Annotated in this window: 16 protein-coding genes; 9 read left to right on the top strand and 7 right to left on the bottom strand. The window is 71.3% G+C overall.

Going from position 1 to position 20,105, the window contains the following annotated elements:
- Positions 1-57 precede the first annotated feature (57 nt).
- Positions 58-996, top strand: a complete 939-nt coding sequence (locus ACTWPW_RS46510) for an AraC family transcriptional regulator (RefSeq protein ID WP_375112841.1) — start codon at positions 58-60, stop codon at positions 994-996.
- 27 nt (positions 997-1,023) lie between these two features.
- On the opposite strand, the gene ACTWPW_RS46505 is transcribed toward ACTWPW_RS46510, so the two are convergent.
- Positions 1,024-1,686, bottom strand: coding sequence for a response regulator (locus tag ACTWPW_RS46505; protein ID WP_375112842.1), 663 nt, complete (start codon positions 1,684-1,686; stop codon positions 1,024-1,026).
- Positions 1,683-2,993, bottom strand: a complete 1,311-nt coding sequence (locus ACTWPW_RS46500; protein ID WP_443172515.1) for a sensor histidine kinase — start codon at positions 2,991-2,993, stop codon at positions 1,683-1,685. The genes ACTWPW_RS46505 and ACTWPW_RS46500 overlap by 4 nt, the downstream gene beginning before the upstream one ends.
- 136 nt (positions 2,994-3,129) lie before the next feature.
- Here ACTWPW_RS46500 and ACTWPW_RS46495 point away from each other — a divergent pair, with 136 nt between their 5' ends.
- From ACTWPW_RS46495 to ACTWPW_RS46480, 4 genes are all read left to right on the top strand, one after another.
- Positions 3,130-4,047, top strand: coding sequence for an ATP-binding cassette domain-containing protein (locus ACTWPW_RS46495; RefSeq protein WP_375112844.1), 918 nt, complete (start codon positions 3,130-3,132; stop codon positions 4,045-4,047).
- Positions 4,044-5,564 carry an ABC transporter permease subunit gene (locus ACTWPW_RS46490; RefSeq protein ID WP_443172514.1) on the top strand — a complete coding sequence of 507 codons (1,521 nt, stop codon included), beginning with the start codon at positions 4,044-4,046 and terminating at the stop codon, positions 5,562-5,564. The genes ACTWPW_RS46495 and ACTWPW_RS46490 overlap by 4 nt, the downstream gene beginning before the upstream one ends.
- On the top strand, positions 5,561-6,337 hold the full coding sequence (locus ACTWPW_RS46485) for an ABC transporter permease (RefSeq protein WP_375112846.1): 777 nt from the start codon (positions 5,561-5,563) through the stop codon (positions 6,335-6,337). Before ACTWPW_RS46490 ends, ACTWPW_RS46485 begins: the two co-directional genes overlap by 4 nt.
- 142 nt (positions 6,338-6,479) lie before the next feature.
- The gene (locus ACTWPW_RS46480; protein WP_375112847.1) at positions 6,480-7,253 is read left to right on the top strand and encodes a L,D-transpeptidase family protein; all 774 of its coding nucleotides are present in this window, start codon (positions 6,480-6,482) and stop codon (positions 7,251-7,253) included.
- Here the strand turns inward: ACTWPW_RS46480 and ACTWPW_RS46475 are convergent.
- From ACTWPW_RS46475 to ACTWPW_RS46455, 5 genes are all read right to left on the bottom strand, one after another.
- Positions 7,207-8,619 (bottom strand): FAD-binding oxidoreductase, encoded by a 1,413-nt coding sequence (locus tag ACTWPW_RS46475; protein ID WP_375112848.1) that lies wholly within the window; start codon positions 8,617-8,619, stop codon positions 7,207-7,209. The genes ACTWPW_RS46480 and ACTWPW_RS46475 overlap by 47 nt on opposite strands.
- Before the next feature lie 85 nt (positions 8,620-8,704).
- Positions 8,705-10,291: an NADH-ubiquinone oxidoreductase-F iron-sulfur binding region domain-containing protein gene (locus ACTWPW_RS46470; protein WP_375112849.1), complete on the bottom strand. Its 1,587-nt coding sequence runs from the start codon at positions 10,289-10,291 to the stop codon at positions 8,705-8,707.
- A gap of 76 nt (positions 10,292-10,367) precedes the next feature.
- Complete coding sequence (locus ACTWPW_RS46465) at positions 10,368-11,207, bottom strand: ferric reductase-like transmembrane domain-containing protein (RefSeq protein ID WP_364119345.1); 840 nt, start codon at positions 11,205-11,207, stop codon at positions 10,368-10,370.
- A 70-nt stretch (positions 11,208-11,277) separates the two neighbouring features.
- On the bottom strand, positions 11,278-12,738 hold the full coding sequence (locus ACTWPW_RS46460; RefSeq protein WP_443172513.1) for a DUF1996 domain-containing protein: 1,461 nt from the start codon (positions 12,736-12,738) through the stop codon (positions 11,278-11,280).
- A complete protein-coding gene (locus ACTWPW_RS46455; protein ID WP_375112851.1) occupies positions 12,735-13,379 on the bottom strand; it encodes a DUF4142 domain-containing protein in 645 nt (214 codons plus the stop codon). Before ACTWPW_RS46455 ends, ACTWPW_RS46460 begins: the two co-directional genes overlap by 4 nt.
- A gap of 117 nt (positions 13,380-13,496) precedes the next feature.
- On the opposite strand from ACTWPW_RS46455, the gene ACTWPW_RS46450 reads away from it, so the two are divergent.
- The 4 genes from ACTWPW_RS46450 (at position 13,497) to ACTWPW_RS46435 (ending at position 20,044) form a co-directional block, all read left to right on the top strand.
- Positions 13,497-14,042 carry a sigma-70 family RNA polymerase sigma factor gene (locus tag ACTWPW_RS46450; protein WP_185109925.1) on the top strand — a complete coding sequence of 182 codons (546 nt, stop codon included), beginning with the start codon at positions 13,497-13,499 and terminating at the stop codon, positions 14,040-14,042.
- Entirely contained in the window at positions 14,042-14,242 is a 201-nt protein-coding gene (locus ACTWPW_RS46445) for a zf-HC2 domain-containing protein (RefSeq protein WP_375112853.1), read from the top strand. The genes ACTWPW_RS46450 and ACTWPW_RS46445 overlap by 1 nt, the downstream gene beginning before the upstream one ends.
- Positions 14,243-14,327: 85 nt before the next feature.
- Positions 14,328-15,131: a tryptophan 2,3-dioxygenase gene (locus tag ACTWPW_RS46440; protein ID WP_364119335.1), complete on the top strand. Its 804-nt coding sequence runs from the start codon at positions 14,328-14,330 to the stop codon at positions 15,129-15,131.
- A gap of 38 nt (positions 15,132-15,169) precedes the next feature.
- On the top strand, positions 15,170-20,044 hold the full coding sequence (locus ACTWPW_RS46435) for an NAD-glutamate dehydrogenase (RefSeq protein WP_375112854.1): 4,875 nt from the start codon (positions 15,170-15,172) through the stop codon (positions 20,042-20,044).
- The last annotated feature ends 61 nt before the right edge of the window (positions 20,045-20,105 follow it).

Genomic DNA, 20,105 nt, shown 5'->3' with positions numbered 1-20,105 from the left:
CCAATGCGTTGATGTCTTCCATTCATACGCCAGCGTCTTTCGGGTTAGAGTCCTCGTGTGGATGTGCTCAGCGACGTGATCGCCATCATGCGCACCGGGCGGCCCCGCTCGGCGCGCGTCGAGTGGCGTGCCCCCTGGGGCCAGCGATTCCCCTCCTCGCCCGGGTCGGCCGCGTTCCAGGTGGTCCTGCAGGGGTCGGGCTGGCTGCTGCCACCGGGGGGCCCGCCGGTCATGCTGTCCGCCGGCGACGTGGTCTTCTTCCCGTACGGGCACGGCTACGCGATGGCCGACAGCCCCGGCACGCCGGTGGCCGAGCCGGAGTGCGACCCGGCCGAGGACGCCGAGCTGTTCGCCTCCGCGTCGATCGGCGGGCAGGGCCCGGCCACGGTGCTGCTGTGCGGCGGCTACCGGCTCGACCCGAGCCGGGCGCACCCGCTGCTGCGGGACCTGCCCGAGATGATCCACCTGCCGGCCGGCCCCGGGCTGCACCCCGAGGTGCGCGCCGCCGTCGACCTGCTGGGCGCCGAGATCCACCATCCCCGGCTGGGCGCCGACACGATCGTCTCGTCCCTGCTCGACACCCTGCTGCTGTACATCCTGCGGGCCTGGTTCACGGCCGAGCACGGGCACTGCGAGGTCTCCGGCTGGTCGGCGGCGCTGGCCGACGCGGAGATCAGCACGGCGCTCGACGCCATGCACCGCGACCCGGCCCACCCGTGGACCGTGGCCGAGCTCGGGTCGCGGGCGGGGCTGTCGCGGGCGGCGTTCGCCCGCCGGTTCGCCACGCTGGTGGGGCAGCCGCCGCTGGCGTACCTCACGTGGTGGCGGCTGGCCTCCGGCGCCCGGCTGCTGAAAGAGACGGACGCGCCGCTGAGCGAGATCGCCGCCCAGGTGGGCTACGGGTCGGAGTTCGCCTTCGCCAACGCGTTCAAGCGGGAATACGGCATGGCGCCCGGCCGCTACCGGCGCGACGGCTGCCCGGCACCGGCGGCCTGACGGCCGGCTCGCGCGTCCGGACCCGGGTCAGCCTCGTTCGCCCGGTACGACCAGGCCGGTCTCGTATGCCGTGACGACGGCCTGGGTCCTGTCGCGCAGGCCGAGCTTGTTCAGCACGCGGCTCACGTGGGTCTTGACCGTCTCCTCCGTGACGATCAGCCGGGCGGCGATCTCGGGGTTGGACAGGCCCTCCGCGACCAGGCGCAGGACCTGCGTCTCGCGCGGGGTGAGCGTGGACAGCGTCCTGGCCGGCGGGCGGGGGCTCAGCCGGGCGAACTCGCTGATGAGGCGCCGGGTCACGGCCGGGGCCAGCAGCGCCTCCCCGGCGGCGATCACGCGTACGGCGTCGAAGAGGCGCTCGGCGGTGACGTCCTTGAGCAGGAAGCCGCTGGCGCCGGCCCGGAGGGCGTCGTAGACGTACTCGTCGAGGTCGAACGTGGTCAGGATGAGCACCCGCGGCCCCTCTGGACCCGCCAGCAGCCGGGTGGCCTCGATGCCGCCCATGCCGGGCATGCGTACGTCCATGAGCACGACGTCCGGTGACACCTCGCGGCAGACCCGGACCGCCTCGGCCCCGTCGGCGGCGGTGCCGGCCACCTCGAAGTCCGGCTGGGTGTCGAGCAGCTCGGCGAACCCGGTGCGCACGACCAGGTGATCGTCGGCGATCACCACCCTGATCGCCGCCGTCATGCGGCGCTCTTCCCGGGCAGCCGGGCCTCGACCAGGAAACCGCCGCCCGGTGCGGGGCCGGTGCGCAGCTCGCCCCCGACCGCCGTCGCCCGCTCCCGCATCCCGGACAACCCGTGCCCACCCCCCACCTCCGCGCCGCCCGCCCCCGTGGCGCGTGGTCCCGGGCCGTTGTCCCGGACGGCCAGGTGCAGGGTGTCGCCGGTGTAGTCCAGCTCCACGTCCACGGCGGCGCCCGGCGCGTGCCGCCGGGCGTTGGTGAGCGCCTCCTGGACGATCCGGTACGCCGCCAGCTCCACCCCCGGATCGAGCTCGACCGGCGCGCCGCGCAGGATCAGCCGCACCCCGCTCCCCGACGCCTCCCGCGCCTCGTCGAGCAGCTCGTTGAGCTCGTCGAGCCGCAGGCCGGGCTGCGGGCGCCAGGTCGGCTCCGCCTCGGCGTCCTCGCGCAGCACGCCGAGCAGCCGCCGCATCTCCGTCAGCGCGGCCCTGGCGGTGTCGCCGATCGCGGACAGCCGCTCCGCCCCGGCCGCGGGCATGCCGGGGACCGCCAGCCTGGCCGTCTCGGCCTGCACGGCGACCATGGAGATGTGGTGCGCCACGACGTCGTGCAGCTCCCTGGCGATACGGGCGCGCTCGCCTCGGGCGGCGTGCTCCAGCAGGCTGTCGGCGATGACCTGCCGGGCGGCCGTGTCGGTCCTGGCCTGGCCGCGGGCGCGGCGGGCGATCCCGGCCAGCGCCGCCGCCGGGACCAGGCAGGCCAGCAGCAGCATGAGCAGGCGGGTCGTGCCTCCCGGCAGGCCGGCGCGTTCGAGCGCCACCGCCAGCAGCGGGTAGGGGACGGTGATGAGCACGGCCCGCCACGCCGCCCCGCCGAGCCGGTAGGCCGCGACGAGCTGCGCCACCAGACCGGCCGCGGTGAAGGTGTGGAAGGCGCCGATCGACAGCAGGCTCGCCGCCGTGACCAGGAGCCCGGCCACGGCCGGCTGGTTCCACAGCAGGACGAGGGGCAGCGTGGTGGCCAGCGCGAGCAGCGGGAAGATCACGACCTGCGGAATCGCACCGTCGCCGCCGGCCTGCGCGGCCGGGGCGTCGCCGGGCCGTGCGGCCGGGACGCCGCCGGGTTGCGAGGTCTGATCGCCGGCCGGCGCCGCGACCGTCTCCGAGAACGACAGGCTCGCCGCGTGCCCGGACTGTGCGATCGACTCGGCCACGGCGAGCAGTGTCAGCAGCGCGACGATCACGATCGGCAGGTAGGGGACGATCCACCCCACCGGGCCCGCCCACCTGCCACGCCGGTCGTACTCCACGGCCATCATTGTTTCCCGCCGTCCCCCCGTCTGGCATCCCTCGTACGAGGGACGGGTTCTCGCTGGCACGAGCGACGGCGAGGATCGCTCCCCGGCGTGACGATCGTGCCCGCCACCGCTGCCTAGTCTGCCTGGCATGGAAGCGACCATCGAAGTCAGCGGGCTGCGCAAGCGGTTCGGAGGGACGACGGCGCTGGACGGGATGACGTTCAGCGTGCTGCCGGGGCAGGTGACCGGGTTCGTCGGGCCGAACGGCGCGGGCAAGTCCACGACGATGCGGGTGGTGCTCGGACTGGACGCGCCCGACGAGGGCCGGGCACTGGTGGGCGGGCGGCCGTACCGGAGCCTGCGCCGTCCGCTGAGCCACGTCGGCGCGCTGCTCGACGCGGCCGCGCTGCAGCCGAGCCGTACCGCGCGTAACCACCTGCTGTGGCTGGCCCACTCCCAGGGCCTGGGGGTCCGGCGCGTGGACGAGGTACTGGAGCAGGTGGGGCTGGCCACGGCCGCGCGGCGCCGGGCCGGCGGCTACTCGCTGGGCATGCGCCAGCGGCTGGGGATCGCCGCCGCGCTGCTCGGCGACCCGCCGGTGCTCATGCTGGACGAGCCGTTCAACGGGCTCGACCCCGAGGGCATCGTGTGGATCCGCGGCTTCCTGCGGTCGCTGGCCGCCGAGGGCCGCGCCGTACTCGTCTCCAGTCACCTGATGAGCGAGCTGCAGGACACCGCCGGCCATCTCGTGGTGGTGGGCCGCGGCCGGGTCGTCGCGGACGTCGGGGTGGACGAGCTGATCACCTCGGCGTCCCGCGACCGGGTGACACTGCGTACGGGGGCACGCTCGGCGGCCATGTCGGCCCTGGCCCGGGCCGGGGCCACGGTGGCGGCCGGCGAGCGGGACGCGCTGGTCGTCTCCGGCCTGCCCGCGGGGGAGATCGTCCGGCTGCTCGGGGCGGAGTCGGTGCCCTTCTCCGAGGTGAGCGCCCATCGGGCGACGCTGGAGGAGGCGTACCTGGATCTCACCAGGGACGCCGTGGAGTTCCGGGGAGCGGCGCGATGACCCGCCTGCTGCGCGCCGAGTGGACCAAGCTCAGGACGGTACGCGGCTGGGTGGCCGGCCTGGTGGCCTCCTCGCTGCTCATCGTGGGGCTCGGCCTGCTCTTCGCCACCGGCAGCAACTCCTCGTGCAGCCAGGGCCCGATCGAGGTGCCCTGTCCCTGGCCCACGCTGGGCCCGAACGGCGTGGCCGTCGACGACCGGTTCTACTTCGTCAGCCAGGAGCTGAACGGGAACGGGTTCATCACCGCCCGCGTGACCTCCATGAGCGGCCAGATCCGCCTGCCCGACGAGACCCCGGGCGTGCGGAACGTCGTCTCCGGCGTCGTGCCGTGGGCGAAGGCCGGGGTGATGGTCAAGGAGAGCGCCGAGCCGGGGGCCGCGTACGCCGCGGTGATGGTCACGGGCGCGCACGGCGTGCGCATGCAGCACGACTTCACCGAGGACGTCGCCGGCGGCCCCGAGGGCGTGTCCGCCGGAGCCCCGCGCTGGTTGCGGCTGACCCGCGCCGCCGACACGATCATCGGCGAGGAGTCGCGCGACGGCAGGACGTGGACCAGGATCGGCACCGCCCGCCTGGAAGGGCTGCCGGCCAAGGTGCGCATCGGCGTGTTCGCGGCCTCCCCGGGCGACGTCCGGGTGACGCGGAACCCGCTCGGAGGGTCGGCGGCGGCCTCGCGCTTCGCCGAGGTCACCGCGATCATGGACCAGGTCGGCGTGCGTGGCGCGGCGCCCGGCGGCACGTGGCGCGGGGACGACATCGGCGCCGACGTGAACCCGGACGGGAACGTGCACCACCCCGGCACGCACATCCGGCACGGCGGCACGTTCGCCGTCACGGGGACCGGCGACATCGCCCCGAACACACACGAGGGCACCATCGAGCGCACGCTGACCGGCACGCTGGTCGCGCTCATCGTGGTGATCGTGGTGGCGGTGCTGTTCGTCACGGCGGAGTACCGGCGGGGGCTGATCCGCACCACGCTGCTGGCCAGCCCGCGGCGCGGCCGGGTGCTGGTGGCCAAGGCGGCCGTGGTGGGGGCGGCCACGTTCGTGGCCGGGCTGGCGGCCACCGCCGTCACGCTCCCGGTCGCCCGCGGGATCCTGCGCGGCAACGGCATCTTCACCCTTCCGGTGAGCACGCTGACCGAGGTGCGGGTGATCGCGGGCGTCGCGGCCCTGCTCGCCGTGGCCGCCATCCTCGCCCTCGCCCTCGGCGCGCTCTTCCGGCGCAGCTCGATGGCGGTCATCGTGGCGATCCTGGCGCTGGTCGTCCCGTACGTGCTGGCGACCGCGTCCATCCTGCCGGACGAGGCGTCGCGGTGGCTGCTGCGGCTCACCCCCGCCGCCGGCTTCGCGATCCAGCAGAGCATCCCGGAGTACGCGCAGGTGATCTCGCACTACGCGCCGGCGTCCGGCTACTACCCGCTGCCGCCGTGGGGCGGGTTCGCGGTGCTGTGCGCGTACGCGGCCCTCGCCCTCGGACTGGCCGTCCACCGGCTGAACAGGAGGGACGCGTGAGGCGGGAACTGCACGCGGAGTGGACGAAGCTGCGCACGGTGGCGGCCCCCGGCCTGCTGCTGCTCGGGGCGGTCGTGCTGACCGTGGCCGGGAGCGCGGTCGCGGCCGCCGTCATGACATGTCCGTCGGCGGGCTGCGGGCAGGACGCGGCCCGGATCGGCCTCTTCGGGGTCCAGCTCGGCCAGGGGCTGGTCGCGCTGCTGGCCGTGGTGGCGGTCTGCGGGGAGTACGGCACGGGGATGATCCGGACGAGCCTCACCGCGATGCCGCGCCGGATCGCCGGGCTGGCGGCCAGGGCGGGCCTGCTCGCCGGGCTGACGGCGGCCGCCGGAACCGTGGCCGTGCTCGGGTCCGTGCTGGCGGGGCGGCTGCTGCTGCCCGGCAACGGCTTCACCCCCGAGCACGGCCATCCGCCGCTGTCGCTGCTCGACGGGCCCACGCTGCGCGCGGCGGCCGGCTCCGTGCTCTATCTCGTGCTGGTCGCGCTGATCAGCCTGGGGGTGGCGACGGCCGTACGCGACTCGGCGGTGGCCACCGGAGCCGTGCTGGGGCTGCTCTACCTCTTCCCGCTCGTCGTCCTCATGGTCAGGAACCAGGATCTGCAGCTGTGGCTGTGGCGGCTCTCGCCGATGAACGCCGGGCTGGCCGTCCAGGCCACCACGAGCCTGCCGAGCATGCTCATCGGCCCGTGGGCCGGCCTCGGCGTGGTCGCCGCCTGGGCCGCCGCGGCGCTGGTGGGCGGCGGCCTGCTGCTCCGCTCGCGCGACGCGTGACGCGTGACGCGTGACGCGTAATTGTGCAGCCATAAAAGGGAAATGCCCATATTTAACGTGATTCGCTTATTAGGCCGGGACTTTGCTTGCCAAAACCTCTGTATGAGATGAATTCTCGGCGAACCTGGGTACGCGTCGATTTATGAGGACAAAACTTCGGGGAATTGTCGCCCTCGGCGTCGTTGCCGGCATCAGTTGCGGCCTGCCGGTCGCCGCCGCGGCGGACACGCCGGACACAACGGACACGGAAGCGGTGAAAGGGGTCGTGCTGCGGCCCGGGGACCGCGGGGAGGCCGTCAGGCTGCTGCAGCGGCGGCTGCACACCGGGCGCTACTACTACGGGCGGATCCACGGCGTGTACGACGAGCAGACCAAGCTCGCGGTGTGGGCGCTGCAGAAGAGCCGGCGGATGATGCCCCAGGGAGAGATCGGGCCGCAGGTGTGGAGGGCGCTCGACCGGCCGTTCCGCTGGCGCCCCCTGGTGCCGGAGGGCGGGCCGGACCGGGTCGAGATCGACCTGCGTGACCAGCTCCTCACCGTCTACCGTGACCGCAGGCCCGTGCTCTTCTCGCACATCTCCTCCGGCGCGGAGGTGCGTTACTGCAAGGACGGGCGCTGCGGGAACGCGATCACGCCGGTGGGGAACTTCCGCGTGTCGCGGCGGGCGCCGGGCTGGACGACGGGGCGGCTGGGGTCGATGTTCAACTCGCTGTACTTCACCGGTGGCATCGCCATGCACGGCTCGACCAGGGTGCCGCTGCGCCCGGCCTCCCACGGGTGCGTACGCCTGCCGATCGAGACCTCCAAGCGCCTGTACGAGATCGTGAAGATCGGCGAACCCGTGTACGTCCGGGGCGGGTTCGACTGGTCTAAAGACCGTGCGGCAGGCGGAACACGCGATCGGGATCGTAGGTAGCCTTCACCTCCGCCAGCCGCGCGGCGTTCGACCCGTAGTACGCGCTCCGCCAATTTCCTAAATCCGGGTCAATGTAATTCACATAGGCGTGATCCCCGAAATATCGGGACATGTCGCCATGCAAACCACGCAACCAGCTTCGACCCATCCCTTCCGCGTAATACTGCACGCTGAAAAGCGCCGCCCGATGGGGAAACGCCGTGGCCGACGGGCTGACCCGGCCGATCGCCCCGCCCATGGCGTCCATCAGCACCGAGTGCCGCCCGCCGCGTGCCACTCCGTTCACCAGCGCCCGCACCCCGTCCGCCGGCAACCTCCGGTAGGCCAGGTGCGACCTGGCCGAGAACGCCGCCCGCGGCATCCGCCGGCACTCGGCCACCGACATCGACGAGCAGCCCGCCATGATCTTCATGGCGTCCAGGTAGGAGGTCGTGCGCACCGAGCGGGACGACGGCCGGCCGATCCCGGCGACGAGCGGGGCCAGCAGCCGGTCCAGCGCGGACCTGGGCCCGAGGTGGACGCCGCCGATCCGCACGTCCAGCCCGCCCGCCGAGCGCGTCAGGTGCAGCGACGACCACAGCTCGTCCGGGGCGGACGGCCCCCACGACTGCCACGCCCGCACCGCCCGGGCCGCCTTCGCCCACGGCCAGTGCAGGAAGAACACGGTGAGGTCGCCGGCCGGGTGCGTGCTGAACGTGAAGGACACCGCCACGCCGAAGTTGCCGCCGCCACCGCCCCGGCAGGCCCAGTAGAGCCCGGCGTGGTGCCCGGCGTCGCAGGTCAGCAGCCGGCCGTCGGCCGTGACCACGCGTACCGACTCGAGGACGTCGCACGTGAGCCCGTACTTCCTGGAGACCACGCCGATGCCCCCGCCCAGCGCGAGCCCCGCGATCCCGACGGTGGGGCAGGAGCCCGCGGGGATGCTCACGCCACGGCGGGCGAGGCGGTCGTAGACGTCGATGAGCTTGGCGCCCGCGCCGATCGTGGCCCGGCCGCCGGCGTAGGCGACCGAGCTCATCCTGGACACGTCGATCACCAGTCCGGTACCGGTGGACCAGCCCGCGTACGAGTGGCCGCCCGAGCGGCTGGTGACCCGCACGCCGGCGGCCCGCGCGAACGCCAGGCACGCCGAGACGTCCGCCGGGTTCGCGCAGTAGGCGACCGCCTGCGGCCTGATCCCGTCGTAGGCCGGGTTGTACAGGCGGCGGGCGGCGGCGTATCCGGCATCCCCCGGCAGCACGAGCGTGCCCGCCAGCCGCCTCCGCAACCTGGCCCAGTCGGGCGGTGGCCCGGCGAGAGCAGGTGCCGGTGCGGAGAGTGCCAGCGGGGTGAGCGCGGTGGCGTGCAGGAAATCCCGGCGGTTCATGGGCTGTCTTCCCGTAGAACGTGTGAACCATGGGTGAGACGCGCCGGAGATCCGCCGGGTTGGTCACATATGCATCACTTCGGGATCACCCGGCCGTCCCTCCGACTCTCGTGATCCGTGTGACGCCGCCCACCCGGCTGAGCCGTGGCGCGCTCTCCCCGGCCTTCTTGAGCACCCCGTCCTTGACCAGCCGCAGCGGCGATCCGGCGGGCTGGGGGCCGTCGCCGGTGGTCTGCGCCAGCCGCAGGGCCAGCGCTGGGCACATGTCGACCGCCCGCCGCGCCTCCCTGGCCATGAACCCGGGGATCTTCCTGAACGAGGGGAACCCGTAGTCGTCCAGGTCCACGAACTCGGGCAGCAGGTGCGCGCACAGCCCGTGCCCCTGGCAGCGGGACCAGTCGACCTCCAGCCGGAACTCGGCCTCGGCCTCGCGCTCCGGCATCGGCAGCACGCCGCGTACCGGCCGGCCGCAGGAGCCGTGCTCCAGGTGGGTGGCGATCTCGGTCTCGAACGCGTCCAGCGCCGACAGCACGAACTTGGCCGTCCCGTCGGGGTGGAAGCAGGCGCCGCGGCGCTCGACGACGCGTACGGAGCGGCGTACCGCGTCCACCGAGCCCGTGCCCTCGGCCAGGGCGCAGATGGCCCGGGCCACGTCGGGCAGCCCGAGCCGGCAGGGGCCGCACTGGCCGGCCGACTCGGCCGCCAGGTACGAGGCCACCCTGGCGGCCTCGCCCAGCGGGCACGTGGACTCGCCGAGCGGGACGATGATGCCGGCCCCCAGAGTGGCGCCGGCCATCTTCATGCCCTCGCGCGAGATCACCGCCGTCTCGGCGACCTCCGCCGACAGCCACGCGCCGTGGTAGCCGCCGACGAGCACGCCGTCGCCGACCTCCGCCTCGCACAGCGCGAGCACGTCGGCCAGCAGGGTGCCCGTGGGCGTCTCGATGACCGCGCCGTGGGCCGCGCCGCCGCTGACGGTGAGCAGGATCGTGCCCGGCTCCTTGCTGGTGCCCACCTCGGCGTACTTCTCCGGCCCGTACTCGGCCAGCAGCGCGAACTGCGCGTACGTCTCCGTGTTGGACAGCAGCGTCGGCAGCCCGTCCACGCCGCTCGTCGCGGCCCGCTTCTTCCTACCCGGCGGGATGCCCTCCTCCCCGTTGACCGCGCGCACGAGCGCGCCGCCCTCGCCGGAGATGAACCGCTCCTTGATCCCGACCACCCGGATCGGGACGCGGCTCTCCGCGCCGCCGGAGATGTTGGCCGCGCGGCGCTCGGCCACGGCGGCCGCGACGGACGCCTCGGCGACCTCGCCACCGGCCGTGGCGACGACCACCTCGCGGGCGCCCAGCGCCTCGGCCGCCAGCACCGCCCCGTCCAGCACCAGGTGCGGGTTGCGGGTGAGGAGCATGGCGTCCTTGGAGCTGGCCGGCTCGCCCTCGGCGCCGTTGACCAGCACGACGCTCTCTCCCGAGCCGGCCGCGTCGGCCACGGCCTTCAGTTTGCGGGCGAACGGGAACGCCGCGCCGCCCCGGCCACGCATGTCCACCTCGTTGGCGTACGACATGAGCTCGCCCAGCTCCCGCGGCTCCACGACGCCGTGGAGTGTGCGGTGGGCGGGCAGGTCGAGCCGGCGGCAGTGGTCGAGCCCGGCGGTGAGCCGGGCGGGACCCATGCGTAAGACCCGTGGCACTCGAGCCGGAATCACGGCCTCTCCCTTGGGATCGTGAGCAGGGGGACTGCGAGCGGGCTCATCCGGCCTCCCGATATCTGCGCCGGGCCTCGGCGAGGCTCACGGGTGCGTTGGCGGCCGTCGCCGTCGCCGCCGCGGCGCCGGCCGGGACAGGCCGGGCCTTCTGAGGACGTTCTGACGGGACTCCCACGGCGGCGGCGGCGGTCACCGCGGGTCCTGCGACCTTCTCGGGTATGACGGGTGGCCGGCGCACGGTCGCCAGCACGCGGACGATCAGCGCGCCGCCGACCGCCGCCAGGCAGGCCACGTAGGACCAGGCCACCCATCCGGCCGGCGGGCGGCCGGCCGTCAATCCGTGCATGATGGCGACGGGCCAGGCCACGTACGCGGCGGAGTGCAAGATCCGCCACATCCACGGCCTGCTCCGCACCGCGAACCGGCCTCTGACCATTCCCGTCGCCACGGCCACGACCATCAGGTCGAAGGCCAGCGCGCCGAGCCCCACGTAGATTCCGGCGACCGGCACGACCGCAGCCCCCAGCGGTACGTGCCCCAGGCTGATCATGAGCGTGATGTGCGTGACCAGGTACGCCAGCCCGATGAGCGCGGTGGCCCGGTGAGCGAGCTGGGCCCTGACCCGGTTGGCCGGTGTCAGGAAGACGCGTTCGGTGGTCAGCAGGCCGAGCGCGACGGTCGCGGTCAGCAGCACCAGGGCGAACACGCCGGCGTAGAACTCGAGGAAGCCGATGCCTTGGCCGAGCAGCCCGATCCCGCGCTCCGTCCTGGTCAGTGCGAACACCGACAGCACGATCGCGGCGATCGAGGCACTCGCCCCCAGCCGGACATTCCTGGTGTCCAGCTTGGTGGGGGCGTGCCGAGGGCTTCGTCTGTGGAGCATGTATTTCCCTCCAAGGTCGAGTGAGGGTGCGACTCGGAAGGCTGGGTGCCCGTGCGGGCAGGTGTTCAGATCAGCAACGGCGACCCCGGTTGATGCATGAGACGACGAACTGCATCAGCCGGTCGGGCATCACATTGGCGAAGTCCGCGTGGTCGGTGACCGGGTTGTGCTTCTGTTCCGGGAAGGCGTCCAGGGCGTACGACGGACCCTGAGGCACGGAGTACGTGAGGGTCATGCGAAGTTGCGGAATCGCCCTGGTGCCCTGCGGGCAGGCACCACTCTGGTCGGGGAAGACCACGTGCGTGCGGTGATTGGCGCTGTCGGTGTTCTGGCCGTCCCAGCAGCTAGGGAAGTCCAGAATACGGAGCACCTGGCTGCCGCGCGGGCAAAGCGGGTATTTGTCGGGAGTTATGCGGTTTTGGAATCCCGTGCAGCTCCACGCCGCGCGGGCGTTCGCGCCGCCGTTCGTCGCGGCCTTGGCGTCACCCATGATCAGCCTGAGGAACCTCGGCATGGCGACGACCCTGGAGGTGGCGTTGCCGCGGAACTGCAGCGTCACGGCGCGGGCACGCAGCACCTGGCCGACGTTGCCGTCCGGGTCATTGGCGTTCGCGTCCGACTTGCGGTCCCTGAGCACCGGCCAGAAGTACGTGGACTTGTCGCCCAGCCGGCAGGTCGTGCCCGCCGCCGCCAGGCTCTCGTCGGTGGAGAACGCGTCCGTCGACAGGTTGCCCACGTAGTCGTGCAGGTGGTGCGCCCCGTTGCTCACGCCGGGGGCGACGATGAAGTTGTCCGGGTTGTTGTGGCCGTTGCGGTTCGTACCGCACTGGGAGACGAACGTGCCGCGCGAGCCGTTCCTGCCGATCCGCGGGTTGAGCAGGCCGCCGTTGCCCTGCACCTGGCGGATGTCCACGAAGTCCTCGGGGAACGGGCCCAGGTCGGCGCACTCTTCCTCGGCGCCGCCGGTCCCGGTGGGGGAGGGCGAGGGGGATCCCGTGGGGCTCTGCGAAGGCGACGCCGTGCCCCCGTCATCGGGGTTCTGGCTCGGGCTCGGGCTCGGGGACTGGTTGCCGTTGTTGCCGCCGCGACGGCGGGACTGGGCCGTGGGGCTCTCCTCCGGCGCGGCCTCGGGGGCCTCCGCCTCCGGCGACTGGCCGTCAGGGGACTGGGCCTCGGGGGACTGCGCGGGGTCCAGCGCGATGCCGCCGCCCTGGGGCGCCTGCTGGTCGCCCTCCTGCTGATCGGTGTTCTGCTCGGGCGCCTGCTGCTGCTGGTCCTGCTGCTGACCCTGCTGGTCCTGGCCCTGCTCGTCCTGCTGCTGGCCCTGGCCCTGGTCCTGTTCCTGGTTCTGTTCCTGGTTCTGGTCCTGCTGCTGGGACTGTCGCGCCTGGGGCGTCTGTGTCGCCTCGGCGGGGTCGCAGTGGTCGGCGAGGGCCGGGGTGCCCACGCCTATGACAGCCGCGGACACCAGGCCGCCGGCCGCCACGGCCAGGGCGGACACGGCCGCGGCCATGCGTCTGGATCTCCTCATGTGTGTCTCCTCTTTTCGACCGCCATTGCGACGGGTGGAGCGGGTGAGGGCGTCGGGGGTTCGGGCAACTGGCTGTGGTCGACCAGTCCGGTGGACTCCAGGTACGCCATGTGGCGCATCACGTAGTTGATGCCTTCCTGGGCGAACTTCCTGATCTCCGAGTTACGCGTCCCGGACCGTACGCCCGCCACGACGGTGAAGACCTTGCCGTGCGCGGCACGCAACAGGTTCGCGAAGTCCTTGTCGAAGGCCGGTCCGCTCTCCGACGCCAGCTGGGCCATCCAGCGTTGCTGGTCGGGATTGGGCTCATCCGGCAGGGCCACACCGAGCCTCTTGGCGACCTGCCGGGTCAGCAGGTCGAGCTCCATGTGCTCCTTCATGATGAGCTGGCCGACTTCCTTCACGCGTTGGGACTCGGCGCGGGTCTTGGCGTACTCGCCGACGGGCATCTCCCACAGCCCGGCCTGGCGTACCTTGACCAGCAGGTCGCGGTCGGCGGCCGTGAGCGGCCCCGACGACGTCTGTGTCCACTGGGCGGCCGCGGGGTCGATCGCCGGCGGCATGACCAGCACGATCGTCACGGCGGCGGCTACGACGAAGCCGCCGAGCATGAACAGCTCGCCGCGCAAAAGCCTGTGCATGGTCGGAGGTACGCGGGCCTACCGGCTGGGGTTCACGTATGGCCGGAGATAGTTAGAAATGACTGGAGTTATCGGAGTGGCTACCGCTTGGATAACGAAGGTGTAAAGATGTGCCCCGTGCTAGGTCACCTCGACGGCAGGTTCGAGAGTGCGGATGCCGAGGCGGAGCATCGCATCGCGGTGCTTTACCAGGAGTTCGGCGGCCCTCTGCTGCGACACGTCCGCAAATCCACAGGTAATGACCTTCAGTGGGCCGAAGACGTAGTGCAGGAGACGCTCGTCCGGGCCTGGCGGAACTCGGCAAGACTGCAATGGGAACCAAGCCTCATATGGGCGTGGCTACTGACAGTGGCCCGCCGCATTGTCATTGATGGTCGTCGGCGGAAGAGCGTCCGGCCGCAGGAGGTCGAGCCGCCCGAAGTCGACATGATGTCGGTGCCAGATGGGTCGGAGCGAGCGTTGTCGGCGATGGTCGTCGCGGACGCTCTCCGATCCCTGTCCGAAGAACACCGCGAAGTCATTGAGCAGACCTACCTCCGAGACCGTACGATAAGTGAAGCGGCGGAGATTCTGGGGATCCCGCCGGGCACGGTGAAGTCCCGGCTCTACTACGGGATCCGGGCTCTCCGCGAGCTGCTGCGGGACAAGGGGGTAGCCGGCTGATGCATGACGGGGTGGCCGCCTACGTCCTCGGCGTCCTCGATGAAGAGGAGCACGAGGCCTTCGAGCGCCACCTCGACACATGCGAGCGATGCCAGGCGGAGCTGATTGAGCTTGCCGAGCTGCCGGATCAGCTCGACGAGCTCAAACACGACCCCTCCTCGACTTCCGGCGACGATCCCCCGATGTCGATGTCACGTTGACGTCTGTGCCCTTTTCGGGTGATATCGGTACGGCGAGGCGTTGCGCCCGGTCATGCGTGGCCGGGCGGTCAGGGGGAGGTGTTCGGTGGGCATCGACGGTGATGCGCCCGGGCCCCCGCGTCGGCAGTTCGGCGAGGAAGGCGGCCGGCTGTCGTACGGCGGCTATCTTCGCCTGCCCGAGCTCCTCGCCCAGCAGCAGCCGCAGTCGCAGGCTCCTGACGAACTGCTCTTCATCACCATCCACCAGGTCTACGAGCTGTGGTTCAAGCTGCTGCTCCACGAGCTGGAGGGTGCCCGCGAGGCGCTGTTCGCCGGCGAGCTCTGGCGTGCCAGGCACCTGTTCCGGCGGGTGCACTCGGTCGAGCGCGTGCTGATCGAGCAGGTCGAGGTCCTGGAGACGATGACGCCCCAGGACTTCCTGGAGTTCCGCGCCAAGCTGTCGCCCGCCAGCGGGTTCCAGTCCGTGCAGTTCCGGGAGCTGGAGTTCCTGTCGGGGCTGAAGGACGAGCGCTATCTCGGCACCTTCAGGCATGCCGGCGAGGAGGAGCTCGCCCGGCTGCGTCGCAGGCTCGCGGAGCCCACGCTGTGGGATGCTTATCTCACCGCCCTCTCCCAGCGTGGCCTGCCGGTCTCGGACGACGAGATCATGGGCTCGCTGCTGGCCGTGGCGAGGGACCGCGGGTCTTACGACGACCTGTGGCAACTGGCCGAGGACCTGCTGACGCACGACGAGACCGCCGCGCTGTGGCGGATGCGTCATGTCCAGATGGTCGAACGCCAGATCGGCACCAAGTCGGGCACAGGCGGCTCGACAGGTGCTCCCTACCTGCGCGGTAGGACACGCCTGCACTACTTCCCGCTGCTGTGGGAACTTAGGGCCTGGCTATGAACAGCCATGGCGAACCCTCACAAAGGAGTGAGAGCGAAATGCCGCTCGACGAGGCCAAGGATGAGCTGCTCCAGCGAGCCGCCGAAAGTTGCGCGGTGAGCAGCGAGCACGTGAGCACCGAGGAGGCTCTGTCCTTCCTGCGCTTCTACTATCGACATGTCGCGCCGGAGGACCTGCTCGACCGCAACCCCGTTGACGTCTACGGCCCCGCGATGTCCCAGAGGCAGCTCGCCGAGGTCCGCCCGCAGGGCAGGGCGGTGGTCCGGGCCTACACCCCGACGCTGGAGGAGAACGGCTGGGACCCCGGCCACTCCGTGGTCGAGGTGGTCACCGACGACATGCCGTTCCTGGTCGACTCGGTCACGATGGAGCTCGACCGGCACGACCTGGGCATCCACCTGCTGGTCCACCCGCAGATGCGGGTGCGCCGCGACATGACGGGCCGGATGCTGGGCCGCGGCCAGGAGGACGTCACCGGCCAGATGCTGGTCGAGTCCTGGATCCACATCGAGATCGACCGCCAGGCCGACTCGGCGGCGCTCAAGGCCATCGAGGCCGACCTGCAGCGGGTGCTCTCCGACGTGCGCCACGCGGTCGAGGACTTCAGGAAGATGCGGGCGCTGGCCGTACAGACCGCGGAAGACCTGAGCATGAACCCGCCGCCGCTGGAGCCCGCGGAGGTCGAGGACAGCCTCGACCTGCTGCGCTGGCTCGCCGACGGGCATTTCACGTTCCTGGGCTACCGGGAATACCGCCTGGAGGACACCGACGAGGGCGAGGCGCTGCGCGCGCTGCCCGGGGCGGCCCTGGGCATCCTGCGCGACGACAAGGTGAGCTCCGAGAGCTTCGCGGCGCTGCCCGCCGAGGTGCGTGCCAAGGCGCGCGAGAAGCAGCTCATGATCATCACGAAGGCCAACTCCCGCGCCACCGTGCACCGGGCCACCTACCTGGACTACATCGGGGTCAAGCTGTTCTCGCCCGAGGGCGAGGTGATCGGGGAGCGGCGCTTCCTGGGCCTGCTCACGCACGTGGCCTACAACGAGTCGATCTCCCGGATCCCCGTGCTGCGGCGCAAGCTGGCCGACGTGCTCGACCAGGCCGGGCTGGCGCCCGACAGCCACGACGGCAAGGACCTCATCGAGATCCTGGAGACGTTCCCGCGTGACGAGCTGTTCCAGACCTCGGTCGACCAGCTCCTGCCGATCGCGATGGGCGTGCTGCGGCTGCGCGAGCGCAAGCAGGTCAAGCTGTTCCTGCGGCGCGACGACTACGGCCGTTACATCTCCTGCCTGATCTACCTGCCGCGCGACCGCTACACCACCAAGGTGCGGCTGAAGATGCAGGAAGTGCTGCTCAAGGCCCTGGGCGGCCGGTCGCTCGACTACAGCGCGATGATCGGCGAGTCGGTGCTGGCCCGGCTGCACGTGGTCGTGCGGGGCGAGCGGGGCAGGCCGCTCCCGCCGCCGAGCGTGGACGTGGAGGAGCTGGAGGCGCGCCTGGCCGCCATCACCCGCTCCTGGGAGGACGACCTGGCCACCGCTCTGGGGGAGATGACCTCGGAGGAGGAGGCGCCGACGCTCATCAGGCGGTACGCCTCCGCCTTCCCCGAGGGCTACAAGGCGGACTTCCCGCCCAAGGTGGCCGTGGTCGACCTCCGGCGGCTGGAGCAGCTCGTCGAGCGGGGCGACGGCGAGGAGGTCGGGATCAACCTCTACGAGCCGTACGACGCGGCCGAGGGGGAGCGGCGGCTCAAGATCTACAAGGTCGGCTCGCCCATCTCGCTGTCCCAGGCGCTGCCGCTGATCCAGCGGCTCGGCGTGGAGGTCGTGGACGAGCGGCCGTACGAGGTCGACCGGGACAACGACCCCGGCACGAAGAACGCCTGGATCTACGACTTCGGGCTGCGCTACACCCCCTCCGACGACGTCGACAGGAACGACTTCAAGCGGCTCTTCCAGGACGGGCTCACCGCGCTGTGGCAGGGCCGGGTGCAGGCCGACGACTTCAACGCGCTCATCCTGGCGGCCGGGCTGACCTGGGAGCAGGTCGAGATCCTGCGGGTCTACGCCAAATACCTGCGGCAGGCCGGGAGCACGTTCTCGCAGCCGTACATGGAGCAGGTGCTCAAGGACAACGTGCGGCTGGCGCGGCTGCTGGTGCGGCTGTTCGAGGCCAAGCTCGACCCGCGGCGGGGCGAGGACGTGCGGGTGGACCTCGTGGAGGCGCTCACCGAGGAGATCCTCGGGGCGCTGGACGAGGTGGCCTCGCTGGACGAGGACCGGATCCTGCGGGCGTACCTGGAGATGATTCAGGCGACATTGCGCACTAATTACTTCCAAACTGTGGATGGACGCCGCAAACCGTACATTTCGCTCAAGTTCGACCCTCAGGCCATCAGCGTGCTGCCGTTGCCGCGGCCGAAGTTCGAGATATTCGTTTACTCGCCCCGGGTCGAAGGCGTGCATCTCCGGTTCGGGAAAGTGGCGCGGGGCGGGTTGCGGTGGTCGGACCGGATGGAGGACTTCCGTACGGAGATTCTCGGCCTGGTGAAGGCACAGATGGTGAAAAATACCGTTATTGTGCCGACTGGGTCTAAAGGTGGATTTGTCGTTAAGCGTCCGCCCAAGTCCGGCTCCCGCGAGGATCAGCTCGCCGAGGGCGTGGCGTGCTACCGGATGTTCATCTCCGGGCTGCTCGACATCACCGACAACCTCGTGGACGGCAAGGTCGTGCCCCCGCCGGACGTCGTGCGGCACGACGGCGACGACACCTACCTCGTGGTCGCCGCCGACAAGGGCACCGCCACCTTCTCCGACATCGCCAACAGCGTGGCCAAGGAGTACGGCTTCTGGCTGGGCGACGCCTTCGCCTCCGGCGGCTCGATCGGCTACGACCACAAGGCCATGGGCATCACCGCCCGGGGCGCCTGGGAGTCGGTCAGGTACCACTTCCGCACCACCGGCGTCGACGTGCAGAACACCGACTTCACCGTGGCCGGGATCGGTGACATGTCAGGTGACGTGTTCGGCAACGGCATGCTGCTGTCGCAGCACATCCGGCTGGTCGCCGCGTTCGACCACCGGCACATCTTCGTGGACCCGTCGCCCGACGCCGCCCGCTCGTTCGCCGAGCGGCAGCGGCTGTTCGAGCTGCCGCGCAGCTCGTGGGAGGACTACGACGCCAAGCTGATCTCGGCCGGCGGCGGCGTCTTCCCGCGGACCGCCAAGTCCATCCAGATCACGCCCCAGATGCGCGAGGCGCTGGGCATCCCGTCGGGCGTCGCCTCGATGGCGCCGAACGACCTGATCAGCGCCATCCTGCGGGCCCCGGTCGACCTGCTGTGGAACGGCGGCATCGGCACCTACGTCAAGGCCGGCGCCGAGTCCAACTCCGACGTGGGCGACAAGGCCAACGACGGGCTCCGGGTCAACGCCTCCGAGCTGCGCTGCAAGGTCATCGGCGAGGGCGGCAACCTGGGCTTCACGCAGCTGGCCCGGATCGAGTTCGCGCTCAACGGCGGGCTGGTCAACACCGACTTCATCGACAACTCGGCCGGGGTGGACACCTCCGACCACGAGGTGAACATCAAGATCCTGCTCGACCAGGTCGTACGCGACGGGGAGCTGACCGACAAGCAGCGCAACCAGACCTTCACCTCGATGACCGACGAGGTCGCCGACCTGGTGCTGCGTGACAACTACGCCCAGAACGTGGTGCTGGCCGCGGCCCGTACGCAGGCCGTCGAGATGCTCCACATCCACGCCCGCTACCTGCGCAAGCTGGAGCGGGACGGGCTGGTCAACCGGGAGCTGGAGTTCCTGCCCTCGGACAAGACGCTGGCCGAGCGGCGGCAGGCCCGGCTGGGGCTGACCGCGCCGGAGTTCTCGGTGCTGCTGGCCTACACCAAGCTGGTGGCCGACGCCGAACTGCTGGGCTCCGACCTGCCCGACGACCCGTACCTCGCCTCGTGGCTGGTCTCCTACTTCCCGTCGGCGCTGCGGGAGCGGTTCCGCACGTACATGGACGAGCACCCGCTGCGCCGCGAGATCATCACCACCTGCGTGGTGAACGAGCTGGTCAACTCGGCGGGCACCACGTTCATGTTCCGCTTCGGGGAGGAGACCGGGGCCTCGACGCCCGACATCGTGCGGGCGTACCTGGTGGCTCGGGAGGTCTTCGACCTGCCGAGCTTCTACCGGGCCGTGGAGTCGCTGGACAACAAGGTCAGCACGGACGTCCAGATCGCCATGCTGCTGGAGGCACGCAAGCTGGCCGAGCGCGGCGCCCGCTGGCTCCTGGTCAACCGCCGGCCGCCGCTGGACCTGGCCGGGTCCGTCAGCTTCTTCGTCAAGGGGGTCAACGGCCTCGTCGCCCACATCCCGAAGCTGCTGACCGGGCCCGACATCGCGGCCTACGAGGAGCGCCGGGACTCGTTCGCGGCCCGCGGGGTGCCGATGGAGCTGGCCGAGCGGGTGGCCGCGATGGTGCCGGCGTACTCGACGCTGGACCTGGTGGAGATCTCGTCCCTGACGGGGCGGCCGGTCAACGAGGTGGCGGAGGTGTACTTCGACCTGGCCGACCGGCTGCAGCTGTCCCGGCTGCGGGAGCGGGTCATCGCGCTGCCGAGGGACAACCGGTGGAACTCCATCGCGCGTTCGGCCCTGCGCGACGACCTGTACGCCGCACACGCCTCGCTGACGCGCGATGTGCTGGCGCACAGCAAGCCGGGGCTGCCGCCGGAGGAGCGGCTGGCGCGGTGGTCGGAGACCAACTCGGCGGCGGTGTCCCGGGCCCGGCAGACGCTGTCGGAGATCTGGGAGAGCGACAACTTCGACCTCGCCACGCTGTCGGTCGCGTTGCGCGCCATCCGCACGCTGGTCGCCGCCAGCAACCTCCCCCACACGGAGGCATAGTCACGCGCCGCAAGGGCCGGCCACCCGCCGGCCCCTGCGGGCGGCCTTCCTTTACGCGCTG

The sequence above is a fragment of the Nonomuraea sp. KM90 genome (genome assembly GCF_052246675.1).
Classification (GTDB): domain Bacteria; phylum Actinomycetota; class Actinomycetes; order Streptosporangiales; family Streptosporangiaceae; genus Nonomuraea.
Note: the sequence above shows the minus strand (reverse complement) of the source record. Positions and strands in the feature narration are given on the sequence as shown.

Excerpts from the sequence above, each read along its gene's own strand:
- ACTWPW_RS46505 (WP_375112842.1), bottom strand. The coding sequence starts at position 1,686 with ATGACGGCGGCGATCAGGGTGGTGATCGCCGACGATCACCTGGTCGTG.
- ACTWPW_RS46470 (WP_375112849.1), bottom strand. The coding sequence starts at position 10,291 with ATGGGTCCCGCCCGGCTCACCGCCGGGCTCGACCACTGCCGCCGGCTC.
- ACTWPW_RS46435 (WP_375112854.1), top strand. The coding sequence starts at position 15,170 with ATGCCGCTCGACGAGGCCAAGGATGAGCTGCTCCAGCGAGCCGCCGAA.
- ACTWPW_RS46480 (WP_375112847.1), top strand. The coding sequence starts at position 6,480 with ATGAGGACAAAACTTCGGGGAATTGTCGCCCTCGGCGTCGTTGCCGGC.
- ACTWPW_RS46495 (WP_375112844.1), top strand. The coding sequence starts at position 3,130 with ATGGAAGCGACCATCGAAGTCAGCGGGCTGCGCAAGCGGTTCGGAGGG.
- ACTWPW_RS46475 (WP_375112848.1), bottom strand. The coding sequence starts at position 8,619 with ATGAACCGCCGGGATTTCCTGCACGCCACCGCGCTCACCCCGCTGGCA.
- ACTWPW_RS46460 (WP_443172513.1), bottom strand. The coding sequence starts at position 12,738 with ATGAGGAGATCCAGACGCATGGCCGCGGCCGTGTCCGCCCTGGCCGTG.
- ACTWPW_RS46445 (WP_375112853.1), top strand. The coding sequence starts at position 14,042 with ATGCATGACGGGGTGGCCGCCTACGTCCTCGGCGTCCTCGATGAAGAG.
- ACTWPW_RS46490 (WP_443172514.1), top strand. The coding sequence starts at position 4,044 with ATGACCCGCCTGCTGCGCGCCGAGTGGACCAAGCTCAGGACGGTACGC.
- ACTWPW_RS46455 (WP_375112851.1), bottom strand. The coding sequence starts at position 13,379 with ATGCACAGGCTTTTGCGCGGCGAGCTGTTCATGCTCGGCGGCTTCGTC.
- ACTWPW_RS46465 (WP_364119345.1), bottom strand. The coding sequence starts at position 11,207 with ATGCTCCACAGACGAAGCCCTCGGCACGCCCCCACCAAGCTGGACACC.